Origin of the sequence: Klebsiella sp. PCX, from assembly GCF_021869705.1 — a bacterium.
Classification (GTDB): domain Bacteria; phylum Pseudomonadota; class Gammaproteobacteria; order Enterobacterales; family Enterobacteriaceae; genus Klebsiella; species Klebsiella quasipneumoniae.
Genome location: NZ_CP091527.1, coordinates 3,222,593 through 3,237,806 on the forward strand (window position 1 = coordinate 3,222,593; position 15,214 = coordinate 3,237,806).

Here is a 15,214-nt window from a genome sequence, read left to right on the forward strand (position 1 = left end):
AGGTGACAAACACTGTTATCAGCCTAAACGACGCGATGTCAGGAAATGTTAGACATGGCTAAAGATGCGCAAAGGTGCGCGCGGCGGCGGCACCGGGTCCAGCCGACCGACCGACCAGCCCATCAACCCATCAGCCCATCAGCCCATCAGCCCATCAGCGGCTGACCGCCAGCCATCAGGCCGCTTTGGCTTTCCGCGTTTTGGCAGCCGGCGCGGCGGCCTCTTCCGCCGGGGAAGCCTCAGCGTCCGTTGACGGCGCGGGCGCATCGTGCACAGTCGCATCCTGCTCCGGCAGTCTGCCGGCGCGCAGAATATGCTGCAGCGCCTCTTTACGCTCCGCCAGCCACATCGCCATGGTATCGCGCTGGGCATCGTCCATTTCCAGCGGCGATGCTACCAGCCAGTCATTCAGCACCTCTGCCAGATCGAGCATTTTGTCGTAAGCGTCGGCCTCTTTTTTGCTGGCAAAAGACATTTTTTCCTCACCTTCGCGGATCACTACATATTTAATTTCAACCGCCATGCTGCAGCCTCTTAGTACTGTATTTTTATACAGTATAGCAAATTTCCCTTCCGGACTCAACTCACGCGCATAAAGACAGACGCAAACGTTTTCGTTTATAATCGACCGCATCTTTTTTTACTGCGGAAGAGAGTTATGACTGTATTAGGCACCGCGCTGCGCCCGGCAGCTACCAAAGTTATGCTGTTAGGCTCCGGCGAGCTGGGTAAAGAAGTCGCCATCGAATGTCAGCGTCTGGGCATTGAAACTATCGCCGTCGACCGATACCCCAACGCCCCGGCGATGCAGGTCGCCCACCGCGCCCACGTCATCAATATGCTGCACGGCGAGAGCCTGCGCGCGCTGATCGAACAGGAAAAACCCGATTACATCGTGCCGGAGATCGAAGCTATCGCCACCGATACCCTGGTCGAACTGGAGCAGGCCGGGCAAAAAGTGGTCCCCACGGCGCGGGCAGCGAAGCTCACCATGAACCGCGAAGGCATACGCCGTCTGGCGGCCGAAGAGCTGCAGCTCCCCACCTCCAGCTACCGTTTCGCCGACAGTGAAGAAGCCTTCCGCGCGGCGGTAGCGGAGATCGGCTTGCCGTGCATCGTCAAGCCGGTGATGAGCTCCTCCGGTAAAGGCCAGAGCTTTATCCGCTCGTCTGACCAGCTCAGCGAAGCCTGGCGCTACGCCCAGCAGGGCGGCCGCGCCGGCGCCGGGCGGGTGATCGTCGAAGGGGTGGTGAATTTCGACTTTGAAATCACCCTGCTCACCGTCAGCGCCGTCGATGGCGTGCATTTCTGCGCCCCGGTCGGCCATCGTCAGGAAGACGGCGACTACCGCGAGTCCTGGCAGCCGCAGCAGATGAGCGACCTGGCCCTTGAACGCGCGCAGGATATCGCCCGCAAGGTGGTGCTCGCGCTGGGAGGTTATGGCCTGTTCGGCGTGGAGCTGTTCGTTTGCGGCGACGAGGTGATCTTCAGCGAAGTCTCCCCGCGCCCGCACGACACCGGAATGGTGACGCTTATTTCGCAGGATCTCTCGGAATTCGCCCTGCACGTTCGCGCCTTTCTTGGATTGCCCGTCGGCGCTATCCGCCAGTATGGTCCGGCCGCTTCCGCGGTGATCCTTCCGCAGCTGACCAGTCAGAACGTCAGCTTCGGCCAGCTGCAGTCGGCCGTCGGAGCTGGCCTGCAGCTGCGTCTGTTCGGCAAGCCGGAGATTGACGGCACCCGTCGTCTGGGGGTGACCCTCGCCGTCGCCGATTCGGTGGAAGAGGCTGTGACGCGGGCTAAAACCGCCGCCGCGGCGGTTATCGTCGAGGGGTAAAGACAAAAAAACCCGGTCGCGTTGCCGCTGACCGGGTTGTTGACCTTGAGGCGCGGTTTACTTCGCGCCTTCCACCGCTTCACGCGCCAGGGTGGTGATGCGATCGTAGTCGCCAGCTTCCAGGGCGTCGGCCGGCACCAGCCAGGAGCCCCCGATGCACAGCACGCTGTTCAGCGCCAGGTAATCACGGTAGTTAGCCGGGGAGATACCGCCGGTCGGGCAGAAACGAATGTGACCGAACGGACCAGCAATCGCCTGCAGCGCTTTCACGCCGCCGTTGGCTTCTGCCGGGAAGAATTTAAACTCTTTCAGACCGTACTGCATGCCCAGCATCAGCTCGGAGACGGTGCTGATCCCTGGGATCAGCGGAATAGTGCCGTCTTCGGTCGCCGCTTTCAGCAGAGATTCGGTCAGCCCCGGGCTGATAGCGAACTGCGCGCCGGCTTCCGTTACCGCTTTCAGCTGCTCGACGTTGGTAACCGTGCCCGCGCCGACAATCGCATCCGGCACTTCTTTAGCAATTGCGCGGATCGCCTCCAGGGCGCACTCGGTGCGCAGAGTCACTTCCAGCACGCGCACGCCGCCCGCGACCAGCGCTTTCGCCATCGGTACCGCGTGTTCCAGCTTTTTCACTACGATAACCGGGACAACCGGACCGGAGGTGAGGATTGCTTCTGCTGTTGTTTTCCAGTTTTTCATCAGGATTTTCTCTCGCCAGATCTACAAATTAAATCGTCTTAAAAAGTGATGCAGGTTGCGCCCTGCTCCGCGCCAGAGAGCTTCTCACGCAGCGCCCCAAACATCTCCCGACCGGTTCCTACGCGCGACGCGCTGAGGTCAGGGATATGCGGCTGACGCGCCGCCAGTTCGGCATCGTCCACCAGCAGCGTCAGTTCCCCCGTCTGCCCGTTCACGCGAATAAGGTCGCCATCGCGCACTTTCGCCAGCAACCCGCCGTCATAGGCTTCAGGCGTGACGTGGATGGCTGACGGGACTTTACCGGAGGCGCCAGAGAGTCGGCCATCGGTCACCAGCGCTATTTTGAAACGGCGGTCCAATAATACACCAAGTGGCGGCATAAGTTTATGTAATTCTGGCATCCCGTTCGCTTTTGGCCCCTGATGACGGACCACCACCACGCAGTCTTTGTCCAGCAGACCCGCTTCGAAGGCCGGCAACACGTCGTGCTGGCTCTCGAACACCACCGCCGGCGCTTCGATCACCTGGTTCTCAGCCGGGACTGCCGAGGTTTTCATGACCGCGCGTCCCAGGTTACCGCTCAGCACCTTGGTGCCGCCGTGACGTGAGAACGGTTTCTCGAATGTCGCGATGACCTGATCGTCAAGCGGCGCCGTCGCCCCTTCCCGCCAGTCCAGCTCGCCGTTGTTGAGCCACGGCTCGAGGGTGTAGCGCGACAGACCGAAGCCAGCGACGGTGTGAACGTCCTCATGTAGCAGGCCGCCTTTCAGCAGCTCGCGCACCAGAACCGGAACGCCGCCCGCTGCCTGGAAATGGTTGATATCCGCCGGACCGTTGGGGTAGAGGCGCGCCAGCAGCGGTACCACGTCTGACAGGTCGGAGAAATCATCCCAGTTAATGATAATGCCCGCCGCGCGGGCCATCGCCACCAGGTGCATAGTGTGGTTGGTGGAGCCGCCGGTCGCCAGCAGCGCCACAATGCCGTTGACCACCACTTTTTCGTCAAACATTTTGCCCAACGGCATCCACTCGTTGCCATTGCCGGTCATGCGGGTGACCTGGCGCGCGGCGGCGGCGGTCAGCGCTTCCCGCAGCGGAGCATCCGGATGGACAAAGGACGAGCCCGGCAACTGCATGCCCATAAACTCCACCACCATCTGGTTGGTGTTCGCCGTACCGTAGAACGTACAGGTTCCCGGCGCGTGGTAAGAAGCGGCTTCGGACTCCAGCAGTGCCATGCGGTCAACTTTGCCCTCCGCGTACAGCTGGCGAATGCGAACCTTTTCTTTATTAGGCAGGCCGCTGGCCATCGGACCGGAGGGAATAAAGACCGACGGCAGGTGGCCGAATGAGAGCGCGGCCATGGTCAGTCCGGGCACAATTTTATCACACACGCCGAGGTACAGAGCGCCATCGAACATGTTATGCGACAGGCCGATGGCCGCGGACATGGCGATCACTTCGCGACTCAGGAGAGAGAGCTCCATGCCGTCCTGTCCCTGGGTCACGCCATCGCACATCGCCGGCACGCCGCCGGCCACCTGACCGACCGCATTGGCGCTGTGCAGCGCTTTGCGAATGATATCCGGGTAGTGTTCATAGGGCTGGTGCGCGGACAACATATCGTTGTAGGAGGTGATGATGGCGATGTTGTTGCGCAACATGCTTTTCAGAGAGGCTTTGTCGTCGGCCTGACAGGCCGCGAAACCGTGAGCCAGATTGCCGCAGGCCAGTTGCGCACGATGCACGGTGTCGGTTTTGGCCTGGTTAATCCTTGCGAGGTAAGCCGCGCGGGTATCACGCGACCGTTCGATAATGCGATTTGTTACCCGTAACATTGTCGAATTCATAAAGGCTCCTCAAAATTTTATCTGTCCGGCCGCTGTGAGATGACGTGTTTTGGTGTCCGAAGCCACCAACACCAGCGCTCAGGGGCAAAATGTCTGAAGGCAGTGTAATAAAAAAAGCCCCGTGGGTGAATCCTCACGGGGCTTAAAAGATTAAAAAGCGTGCGACTTTCTGCGTCAGATCATGTTACCGGTAAAATAACCCTGACGGATAAGATCGCGAGCTTACTCAAACTCGTTCCACGAGCGTCCATCGCGGGTGATCATGGCCACCGAGGCCACCGGTCCCCAGGTCCCGGCCTGATACGGTTTCGGCGCATCGCGGTCGGCCGCCCAGGCTTCGGTGATGGAGTCCACCCACTTCCATGCCTCTTCCACTTCATCGCGGCGGACGAACAGCGCCTGGATACCGCGCATGGTCTCCAGCAGCAGACGTTCATAGGCATCGGCCAGATGCGTCTGGTTGAAGGTTTCGGAGTAGCTCAGATCCAGCTTGGTGATCTGCAGGTTGTGCTTATGGTCGAGGCCCGGCACTTTGTTCAGGACCTGGATATCCACCCCTTCGTCCGGCTGCAGACGAATGGTCAGCTTGTTCTGCGGCAGCTCCTGCCAGGTCTCTTTAAACAGGTTCAGCTCCGGCGTTTTGAAGTAAACCACCACTTCGGAACATTTGGTCGGCAGACGTTTGCCGGTACGCAGATAGAACGGTACGCCAGCCCAGCGCCAGTTATCGATATCAACGCGGATCGCCACGAAGGTTTCGGTGTTGCTGGTTTTGTTCGCCCCCTCTTCTTCGAGGTAGCCTGGCACTTTTTTGCCCTGGGCAAAGCCGGCGGTGTACTGGCCGCGAACGGTTTTCTCGCGCACATTGGAGCGGTCAATACGGCGCAGGGATTTCAGCACCTTGACCTTTTCATCACGGATGCTGTCGGCGCTGAGATCGGACGGCGGCGACATGGCAATCATGCACAGGATCTGCAGCAGGTGGTTCTGGATCATGTCGCGCATCTGTCCGGCCTGGTCGAAGTACCCCCAGCGCCCTTCAATGCCTACCTCTTCCGCGACGGTGATTTCCACATGATCGATGGTACGGCAGTCCCAGTTATTGACGAACAGAGAGTTGGCAAAGCGCAGCGCCAGCAGGTTGAGGACTGTCTCTTTTCCGAGGTAGTGGTCGATACGGTAGACCTGGCACTCTTCAAAAAACTCGCCGACCTGATCGTTGATTTCCCGCGAGGTTTCCAGCGAGGTGCCCAGCGGTTTTTCCATAACCACGCGCGCAGGCTTGGCATTGAGCTTCGCTTCGCCCAGACCTTTACAGATGGCGCCAAAGGTGCTCGGCGGCATGGCGAAATAGTTGATGGTGACGCGATTTTTTTGGTCCAGCATGTCACCCAGGCGGGTGAAGCCGCTGGTGTCATTGACGTCAAGATTACAGAACTCCAGGCGGCCGCTCAGGGAATCCCACAAACCTTCATCAATTTTTTCCTTCATGAAGGTTTCCAGCGCTTCGCGCACCACTTTGGTGTAAGCCGCTTTATCCCAGTCGGCACGGCCGACGCCAATGATCCGGGTGTCGGCGTGGATCTGGCCCGCCTTTTCAAGCTGATACAGGGAAGGCAACAATTTACGCCGCGCCAGGTCGCCCTTCGCGCCGAAAATGACCAGGTCGCATGCCTGGGCCGTTTGCGTTACCGCCATGTCATTCTCCTCAGTTGATAGTCTGGTGCTTTTGCCAGGCTATATTTGTAATTTTCTTACACTGCACTGTACTGTGTTTACCTGTTTCCCGAAAGCCTTCCCCTCCGTTTGCAGCGGGAAAACCGCACAGGGTGAAAACATTCGGCGATGATTTAGGCATTTGGCTGATATTGTTCGTTGTTTGTACCTGTTTCAGGTCAGTAAAATACGACTCTGATCATGTAATGAAAAAAAACAACATTTTTTCCCGTCATTCCTCACCGCTTGCGCTTGCGGAGGGGTATATTCTTGCTAAAACGCCCGATGATTTCACCCATTAATGAAATCGTTTCCATTGATGAGCGCCCTGTTACTAATGAACATGCTGGAAAAAATCCAGTCCCGACTGGAACACCTTAGCAAATCTGAACGCAAAGTGGCGGAAGTGATCCTTGCCACCCCCGCGCAGGCCATTCATTCGAGCATCGCCGCCCTCGCCCTTGAGGCCGGAGTGAGCGAACCGACCGTCAATCGCTTCTGCCGTAGTCTCGAAACCCGCGGCTTTCCTGACTTCAAACTGCATCTCGCCCAGAGCCTTGCGCACGGCACGCTCTATGTTAACCGCAATGTTGATGAAGACGACAGCGTTGAGTCATACACGGGAAAAATATTTGAATCGGCCATGGCGAGTTTAGATCAGGTCCACCATTCTCTCGACATGTCGGCGGTGAATCGTGCGGTGGATCTGCTGACTCAGGCAAAAAAAATCGCCTTTTTCGGCCTCGGCTCCTCGGCGGCGGTCGCTCATGACGCGATGAACAAATTTTTCCGCTTTAACGTGCCGGTCATCTATTCCGACGACATTGTCCTGCAACGCATGAGTTGTATGAATTGCGATGACGATGATGTGGTGGTGATTATCTCACATACCGGAAGAACCAAGAGCCTGGTAGAGCTGGCGCAGCTGGCGCGTGAAAACGATGCCATGGTGATCGCTCTCACCTCCCCCGGCTCGCCGCTGGCCCGGGAAGCCACGCTGGCCATTACCCTGGATGTGCCGGAAGATACCGACATCTATATGCCGATGGTCTCGCGTCTGGCCCAGTTGACCGTCATTGACGTGCTGGCGACAGGCTTTACCCTGCGCCGGGGGGCAAAATTCAGAGATAACTTGAAGAGGGTCAAGGAAGCGCTGAAGGAATCGCGTTTTGATAAAGAACCGTTCGTACCCAGTGATAATCAATAAAAGTTGTTAACAAGCAGTACCCCATTACACCTTCGATAACGATCCGGCTGTGCGACGTTGCAGGCTGGCGCTACCGAATCCATGTTCACGCAACACCAAAGTTGTATCAGTCAACGGAGTATTACATGTCCAGAAGGCTTCGCAGAACCAAAATCGTTACTACCTTAGGCCCGGCAACTGACCGCGATAACAACCTGGAAAAAGTTATCGCCGCGGGCGCAAACGTAGTGCGTATGAACTTCTCTCACGGCACCCCGGAAGATCATCAGCTCCGTGCCGATAAAGTGCGTGAGATTGCGGCAAAACTGGGCCGTCACGTGGCCATCCTCGGCGACCTCCAGGGACCAAAAATTCGCGTATCGACCTTCAAAGAAGGCAAAATTTTCCTCAACGTCGGCGACAAATTCCTGCTCGATGCCAACCTCGGCAAGGGCGAAGGCGATAAAGAGAAAGTCGGAATCGACTATAAAGGCCTGCCGGCGGACGTCGTGCCTGGCGATATCCTGCTGCTCGACGATGGTCGTGTGCAGCTGAAAGTCCTCGAAGTTCAGGGGATGAAAGTCTTCACTGAAGTGACCGTTGGTGGCCCGCTGTCCAATAACAAAGGGATCAACAAGCTCGGCGGCGGCCTGTCTGCCGAAGCGCTGACCGACAAAGACAAGGCCGATATCGTCACCGCCGCTAAAATCGGCGTCGACTATCTCGCCGTCTCCTTCCCGCGCTGCGGCGAAGACCTGAACTACGCCCGTCGCCTGGCGCGCGATGCCGGCTGTGATGCGAAAATCGTCGCCAAAGTCGAGCGTGCGGAAGCCGTCTGCGATCAGGACGCCATGGACGACGTGATCCTCGCCTCCGATGTGGTGATGGTTGCCCGCGGTGACCTTGGCGTCGAAATCGGCGATCCGGAGCTGGTGGGCATCCAGAAAGCGCTGATTCGTCGTGCGCGTCAGCTGAACCGTTCCGTCATTACCGCCACCCAGATGATGGAGTCGATGATCACCAACCCGATGCCGACCCGTGCGGAAGTCATGGACGTGGCCAACGCCGTGCTGGATGGTACCGATGCCGTGATGCTCTCCGCGGAAACCGCTGCCGGTCAATACCCGTCGGAAACCGTGGCCGCGATGGCGCGCGTGTGTCTGGGCGCCGAAAAAATCCCGAGCCTCAACGTCTCCAAACACCGTCTGGACGTCCAGTTCGACAACGTGGAAGAAGCGATTGCCATGTCGGCGATGTATGCCGCCAACCACCTGAAAGGCATCACGGCTATCATCACCATGACCGAATCAGGCCGCACCGCGCTGATGACCTCGCGCATCAGCTCCGGTCTGCCAATTTTCGCTCTGTCCCGCCACGAGCGCACCCTGAACCTGACCGCCCTCTACCGCGGGGTGACGCCGGTGTTCTTCGACAGCCAGAATGACGGGGTGGCCGCTGCGCACGATGCCGTCAATCTGCTGCGGGACAAAGGCTACCTGGTCTCCGGCGATCTGGTGGTTGTTACCCAGGGTGACGTGATGAGCACCATCGGCAGCACCAACACCACGCGTATCCTCACCGTCGAGTAAGCCTCGGTGTCTACCTGCCAGCGATACGGCTGGCAGGTTTTTTTTGCCCTCCGGCAGGCTACACCATCCAGCTCAGTAATAGCGTCGCGGCGATCACCGTCGACGCCCCGCCGATACGCGTCGCAATCTGTGCAAACGGCATCAATCCCATGCGGTTTGAGGCCGAGAGAATGGCCACATCCCCCGTTCCGCCTAACCCGCTGTGGCAGCTGGTGACAATGGCGGCTTCCACAGGATACATATTTAGACGTGAAGCGATAAAGAACCCGCTCAGCGCCATGGCAATGACAATTGAGCCGCACACCACGACGTAGCCAACGGAGAAGACCGATACCACGCTCTCCAGCGGTACATACAGCATGCCCAGGCCGATCATCAGCGGCCACACCAGCGCGGCGGAGACGAACTTGTAGCAGCTGTGCGCCCCCAGCTCCATCGCCGCCGGGATAACTTTGGTATATTTGCAGAATACCGCCGCCAGAATCATCAGCACCGGCCCCGGAATATGCACCACCTTCTCCAGCAAGCCGCCGACAATGAAAAAGGCGCAAATCATCAGCAACCCGGCGCCCATGAGCTGAAAATCGGTCGGCTGCGTACTCTGATTCTGCGCAAAGACGCTGTTATCTTCATGGCTGCGGATCAGTAGCCCGTTGCCGGACAGCGCCGGGCGACGGGCGCCCATGCGGGCCAGAAAGCCGGCGCAGATAATGGCGAAGATGTTACCCACCACCGCCGCCGGCGCCAGCTGGGCCACGTAGACATCAGGCGTCTGCCCGAGGATCGCCGAATAAGCCAGCGACAACGGCAGGATCCCTTCGCCAATGCCGCCGCCGATAATCGGCACAATGATAAAGAAGAAGGTGTGATACAGACTGTAGCCGAATAAGCTGCCCACCAGCAGGCCGGTGGCGATTGCCGCGCCGGTCCCAACCACCAGCGGGACAAACATGCGCACCATCCCCTGGATCAGAATCGTGCGGTTCATTCCCAGGATACTGCCGACCACCAGGCAGGCGATGACGAAATAGAGGAGATTGGCCTCCTTCATCAGCAAATGCACGGTATCGAGCGTATGCGCTTCAAACACGCCAAAGTAGACCAGCACTGAGGGCATCATCAAACACAAAATCGCCGGACCGCCAATATCTTTTAACACCGGCACCATGCGGCCAATTTTCGCCAGCGCGAACCCCAGGGTCATGATGACCGCCAGTCCGCCAATCATGTTTTTTGGCAACAACCCCGCGCCCGCGGAGAGCGCCACTATCGCGGCGATACCGATAAACAGCGTTAACGGCACAGCGCCGACTTCGATATTGGTGAAAAGTCGAGTCGCTTGCCCGTTCGGCAATGTTTTATCTATCGGTTGGTTGAGTGAATTAATTTTCATATTTTTACCTGAATAATAAAGAGGTCACGTAGGGTCAGGATGCAATATTAAAATTGCGCAGCACTATGAATTCAAAAGCGCTAAACGCCGTATCAACTAAATACACCGAAACGGTAACACAGGACTTTAAAACTAAAAACGACAACCGTATTAACGCTGTCGGCTTTGTGACTGAGCCATAAAGTTTATTTTAAGTAATTTAATTTATTATCACGAAGCTAAAGTTATCGCCCGCTAAAATAATTATTCCTGTTAATGCAACCCCATGATTTAATCCTCTTTTCCCTATTTGTAAGTAAAGTAGCCAAGGCGAAATTATTTAAAGCCAGATGACTGTGATGGCTATCACCTTTTAAATATTAGGGGATCGTTAGATTGGCAGCACAACAAACCGATAATATATGTCAGGACATTTTATGCCTTCACTGCTCTTGCAATCTCTTTTCCCGTTGGTATTTATCATGCTGCTCGGATGGCTTAGCGGCAAACTCGGCTATACTCGCCGTGAGGACGCATCCGTTCTCGCCACGGTAGTTATCCGCTTTGCGCTTCCTTTTCATCTTTTTATCGGCGCATTACATACCAGCCCGGATAAAATAAAAAACTTCACCTTTATGGCGGTGCTGGTTATCGGTCTAATGGGGTCGTATTTTCTTACGCTACTGATCTCGCGCTATGTTTTTCGTCATGATATTAAAACTAGCGCGATTCAGTCGCTGGTTTGCGCCTTCCCTGATATGGCCTACTTCGGCGCCCCCGTGCTGGCGGTGCTGATAGGTCCGGAGGGCTTTCTCGGGGTGCTTATCGGAAACCTGGTGACCAGCGTGTTGATGATCCCTCTGACCATCATCCTGATCCGCATGGGAGACCAGCCCGGAGACGCTGGGGCTCCCCAGCTCCACGCCGGGCAGTTGATCCTGCAAAACCTGCTGAAAGCCGTGAGAAACCCCATTGTCTGGATCCCCATTTCCGGCGTACTGCTCAGCCTGGCCGGGATCCAGCTGCCGCATCTGCTCAGCGTACCCGTTGAAATGGTGGGTAAAATCGCCGGCGGTCTGTCACTCTTCGCCCTTGGGCTGCTGTTTTACGGTGAACGTCCGACGGTCAATATTCAAACCTGCACCAACATCAGTATTAAAAACCTGATCCAGCCGGCCATGATGGCGCTGGCCGGGCTAGCCTTTGGGCTCAGTCATACCCTGATGCAACAGGTTATTATCATCGGCGCGACGCCTTCCGCTATCGCGGCAGGGATGTTTGCCCTGCGCAGCGATACCTATATTGAACCCGCCTCATCTTCTATTTTGCTGGGCACCGCCATCGGCGTGGTCACCGAAGGCGTCATGATTTATCTCATTTCGTAATCACGGAAATAAAATACCTAGACATCAGGCAATGTTTTAATTTGATATTCAGGAGTCATGTCATGTTAGCCACAGAAACCTTATACACCCCCTATAATGGTGCCGTCCTGCTGGAAAACCCGTTATTAAATAAAGGCCTCGCGTTTACGGAAAGCGAACGCACAGCTTTTAATCTTCAGGGACTGTTACCGCACAATGTGGAAACCATTGAAGAACAAACCGAGCGCGCATGGGGCCAGTTTTGCCAGTTCAAAAAAAATATTTCGCGCCATATTTATCTCAGAAATATTCAGGACACCAACGAGACGTTATTCTATAACCTGCTGCGCAGCCATATGAAAGAGACGCTGTCGATTATTTATACCCCGACGGTGGGTGAAGCATGCGAACATTTTTCAGAAATATATCGCCGAGGACGCGGCCTGTTCATCTCCTGGCCCAATCGTCACCATATTGACGAGATGCTGCAGGGATTTTCCCGCAACGATATCAAAGTCATCGTGGTGACCGATGGCGAGCGTATTCTGGGGCTGGGCGACCAGGGGATTGGCGGGATGGGGATCCCCATCGGCAAACTCTCGTTATATACCGCCTGCGGGGGTATTCATCCGGCATCAACGCTGCCCATTATGTTAGATGTCGGTACCAACAATCCGCAGCATCTGGAAGATCCGCTTTATATGGGCTGGCGACATCCGCGCATCAGCGACGAGCAATACCTGGAGTTTATGGACATGTTTGTCCATGCCGTTCAACAGCGCTGGCCGAATGTCTTGCTCCAGTTTGAAGATTTTGCCCAAAAAAATGCCACGCGACTGCTCAACCGCTATCGACACCAGCTTTGCTGTTTTAACGATGATATTCAGGGAACCGCCGCCGTGACATCGGGGACGCTGATCGCCGCCGCTGCCGCCGCCGGGACGCCGCTCCGCGATCAGCGGGTGGTTTTCCTTGGCGGCGGTTCGGCCGGATGCGGCATTGCGGAAAAAATCATTGCGCTGATGGTGGATGATGGGCTCTCAGAGACGGAAGCACGCCGCCGCATCTTTATGGTTGACCGCTTTGGTCTGCTGACTGATCAGATGCCTAATCTGCTCGATTTTCAGCGCGAGCTGGTCACCCCCCGAGCCAGTATCGCCCACTGGGATACCGAGGCGGCCCAGCTGTCGCTGATGGATGTCGTACGCAACGTCCACCCTACCGTGCTGATCGGCGTGTCAGGCCAGCCGGGGCTGTTTAGCGAAGAGATAGTGAAAGAGATGCATCGGCACTGCCCGCGTCCGATTATTATGCCGCTCTCTAACCCCACTTCCCGGGCCGAGGCCCAGCCGAAGGATCTGCTGGAGTGGACTCGGGGTAGCGCGCTTATCGCCACCGGCAGCCCGTTCGACCCCGTCTTCTATGACGGCAAAACCTACGACATCGCCCAGTGCAATAACGCCTATATTTTCCCCGGTCTGGGGCTGGGGATCCTTGCCAGTAAAGCCGAGCGCGTCACCGAAGCAATGCTTATCACCTGCAGTAAAACGCTGGCCGCCCACTCGCCTCTGGCGACCCGCGAAACCGGCGGGTTGCTGCCGCCGGTAGAAGAGATCGAAATGATTTCCCGGGCCATTGCCGCTGATGTCGCCCGCGCGGCTCAGCAGGACGGCGTAGCGCCGCAGATTGACGAGGTGCAACTGGCGGCGAATATCGATAAAACCTTCTGGCGAGCGCGCTACACCGCGTATAAACGTTCGTCATTGTGATCGCTCATCTCGCGGGAAGCCGGCAGGCTTCCCGCCACTCGGGGGAACCACTCATGTTCAATGTGCTGATTGCCGATGATGATCCCATGGTGGCCGAACTGAACCAGTTATTTATCAGCCGGGTAGCTGATTTTCACTGCTGTGGAGTAGCGGCGACGATCGCCGACGCCAAAGCGATGCTAAGCCATCTGGCGCAGGTCGATCTGCTGCTGCTGGATGTCTATATGCACCAGGAGAGTGGCCTGGACCTGCTGCCAGCGCTTCGCGCTGATGGGCGGAATATTGACGTCATCATGATGACGTCCGCTGCCGATGCGCTCACCGTCCAGACGGCACTGCGCTATGGCGTGGTTGATTACCTGATTAAACCGTTTCAGTTGTCGCGCTTTGAGGAGGCGCTGCGGACCTGGCGCAATAAACGCGATGCGAAGCAAGCGAAATCCTGCTACGCCCAGGCGGATATCGACACCCTGCTACGCCGCGGGGTTCTGCAACAGGACGGTCCCCGCCGCTTGCCGAAAGGGCTGACGCCGCAAACGCTTCGCCTGGTGTGCCGGTGGATAATCGCGCATCAGGCGCGGGATTTTTCAACCAATGAGCTGGCGGCGGCGCTGCAGATCTCCCGAGTATCGTGCCGCAAATACCTGATCTGGCTGGAGCAGATCAACGTGCTCTTCACCAGCAATCACTACGGCATCACCGGCCGCCCGGAGTATCGCTACCGGCTTGTGGCCGAGAGCGTGATGTTGCTGACGCAATATAGCCAGTGAGCCTGGAATGCCCACTGGCGCGCTTGCAGTCTACTTCTTAGGGTACAGCTCTTTGCGTTTGTAGGGCTCGATTTCACCCGGCTTGCGCGTCTTCAGCAGCTTCAGGATCCAGGTGTACTGCTCGGTGTGCGGCGTAACAAACACCTCCACCTCTTCGTTCATCCGCCGGGCGATTGTTGTATCGTCAGCGTCCAGCAGATCGTCCATCGGCGGGCGCACCAGCACCGTCAGGCGATGCGTCTTGCCATCGTAGACCGGGAACAGCGGAACGACGCGGGCGCGGCATACCTTCATTAAGCGGCCAATCGCCGGCAGGGTGGCCTTATAAGTAGCGAAGAAATCCACAAACTCGCTGTGCTCGGCGCCGTGATCCTGATCGGGCAAATAGTAGCCCCAGTAGCCCTGGCGCACCGACTGAATAAACGGTTTGATCCCGTCGTTGCGCGCATGCATCCGTCCGCCAAAACGACGACGCACGGTATTCCACACGTAATCGAAGACCGGGTTGCCCTGGTTGTGGAACATCGCCGCCATCTTCTGCCCGCCGGAGGCCATCAGCATCGCCGGGATATCCACGCCCCATGCATGCGGGACGAGGAAAATCACCTTCTCGTTATTGCGCTGCAGCTCGTCGATGATCGCTTTACCCTGCCAGTCGACGCGGGCGAGAATTTTCTGCGGATCGCGCAGACCCAGCTCGGCCATCATCACCATCGCCTGCGGCGCCGAGGCGTACATGGCGTCGATGATCGCTTCCCGCTCGTGCTCGCTTTTTTCCGGGAAGCAATACAGCAAATTAATCTGCGCCCGGCGGCGCGAGCTTTTCGCCAGACGCCCGACCAGACGACCGAGTTTGCCGAGGAGCGGATCGCGGAAGGATGGCGGCGTCAGCGCAATACCGGCGAAGGCAAAAACACCCAGCCAGGCGCCCCAGTAGCGCGGCAGTAAAAAAGATTTTTCAAACTTAGGGATAAACTCAATATTATTTTTTTTCGTTTCCATGCCCAATCCGCAGATCGACTGCTTAATCAAGATAATGGGATAGTGTAGCGAGACGTTTGG

At 57.1% G+C, this 15,214-nt stretch carries 13 protein-coding genes; 6 read left to right on the forward strand and 7 right to left on the reverse strand.

Annotation, left to right across the window (positions count from 1 at the left end):
• Positions 1-175: 175 nt before the first annotated feature.
• Complete coding sequence (locus GQR96_RS15385) at positions 176-523, reverse strand: YebG family protein (RefSeq protein WP_017900213.1); 348 nt, start codon at positions 521-523, stop codon at positions 176-178.
• A 135-nt stretch (positions 524-658) separates the two neighbouring features.
• On the opposite strand from GQR96_RS15385, the gene purT reads away from it, so the two are divergent.
• Positions 659-1,837, forward strand: a complete 1,179-nt coding sequence (purT, locus tag GQR96_RS15390; RefSeq protein ID WP_064189396.1) for a formate-dependent phosphoribosylglycinamide formyltransferase — start codon at positions 659-661, stop codon at positions 1,835-1,837.
• Positions 1,838-1,894: 57 nt separating this feature from the next.
• Here the strand turns inward: purT and GQR96_RS15395 are convergent, their stop codons facing one another.
• The 4 genes from GQR96_RS15395 to GQR96_RS15410 all read right to left on the reverse strand — a co-directional run bounded on the left by GQR96_RS15395 (position 1,895) and on the right by GQR96_RS15410 (position 6,244).
• A complete protein-coding gene (locus tag GQR96_RS15395; protein WP_002911423.1) occupies positions 1,895-2,536 on the reverse strand; it encodes a bifunctional 4-hydroxy-2-oxoglutarate aldolase/2-dehydro-3-deoxy-phosphogluconate aldolase in 642 nt (213 codons plus the stop codon).
• Positions 2,537-2,574: 38 nt separating this feature from the next.
• Complete coding sequence (gene edd, locus GQR96_RS15400; RefSeq protein ID WP_004203393.1) at positions 2,575-4,386, reverse strand: phosphogluconate dehydratase; 1,812 nt, start codon at positions 4,384-4,386, stop codon at positions 2,575-2,577.
• Positions 4,387-4,608: 222 nt separating this feature from the next.
• Positions 4,609-6,084 (reverse strand): glucose-6-phosphate dehydrogenase, encoded by a 1,476-nt coding sequence (zwf, locus tag GQR96_RS15405; RefSeq protein WP_004203394.1) that lies wholly within the window; start codon positions 6,082-6,084, stop codon positions 4,609-4,611.
• A gap of 10 nt (positions 6,085-6,094) precedes the next feature.
• Entirely contained in the window at positions 6,095-6,244 is a 150-nt protein-coding gene (locus GQR96_RS15410) for a hypothetical protein (protein ID WP_032425929.1), read from the reverse strand.
• 159 nt (positions 6,245-6,403) lie between these two features.
• Here GQR96_RS15410 and GQR96_RS15415 point away from each other — a divergent pair, with 159 nt between their 5' ends.
• Complete coding sequence (locus tag GQR96_RS15415) at positions 6,404-7,309, forward strand: MurR/RpiR family transcriptional regulator (protein WP_072096624.1); 906 nt, start codon at positions 6,404-6,406, stop codon at positions 7,307-7,309.
• A 125-nt stretch (positions 7,310-7,434) separates the two neighbouring features.
• Positions 7,435-8,877 carry a pyruvate kinase gene (pyk, locus tag GQR96_RS15420; RefSeq protein ID WP_002911440.1) on the forward strand — a complete coding sequence of 481 codons (1,443 nt, stop codon included), beginning with the start codon at positions 7,435-7,437 and terminating at the stop codon, positions 8,875-8,877.
• A gap of 58 nt (positions 8,878-8,935) precedes the next feature.
• Here pyk and GQR96_RS15425 read toward each other — a convergent pair whose 3' ends face one another.
• Positions 8,936-10,270, reverse strand: coding sequence for a 2-hydroxycarboxylate transporter family protein (locus tag GQR96_RS15425; RefSeq protein ID WP_065904501.1), 1,335 nt, complete (start codon positions 10,268-10,270; stop codon positions 8,936-8,938).
• Between the two features lie 416 nt (positions 10,271-10,686).
• On the opposite strand from GQR96_RS15425, the gene GQR96_RS15430 reads away from it, so the two are divergent.
• The 3 genes from GQR96_RS15430 (at position 10,687) to dcuR (ending at position 14,152) form a co-directional block, all read left to right on the forward strand.
• Positions 10,687-11,634: an AEC family transporter gene (locus GQR96_RS15430; protein ID WP_004203397.1), complete on the forward strand. Its 948-nt coding sequence runs from the start codon at positions 10,687-10,689 to the stop codon at positions 11,632-11,634.
• A 62-nt stretch (positions 11,635-11,696) separates the two neighbouring features.
• Complete coding sequence (locus GQR96_RS15435) at positions 11,697-13,382, forward strand: NAD-dependent malic enzyme (protein ID WP_065904500.1); 1,686 nt, start codon at positions 11,697-11,699, stop codon at positions 13,380-13,382.
• Between the two features lie 53 nt (positions 13,383-13,435).
• On the forward strand, positions 13,436-14,152 hold the full coding sequence (gene dcuR / locus GQR96_RS15440; protein WP_065904499.1) for a two-component system response regulator DcuR: 717 nt from the start codon (positions 13,436-13,438) through the stop codon (positions 14,150-14,152).
• Positions 14,153-14,182: 30 nt separating this feature from the next.
• Here dcuR and lpxM read toward each other — a convergent pair whose 3' ends face one another.
• Complete coding sequence (gene lpxM / locus GQR96_RS15445; RefSeq protein ID WP_017900217.1) at positions 14,183-15,154, reverse strand: lauroyl-Kdo(2)-lipid IV(A) myristoyltransferase; 972 nt, start codon at positions 15,152-15,154, stop codon at positions 14,183-14,185.
• Between the last annotated feature and the right edge of the window lie 60 nt (positions 15,155-15,214).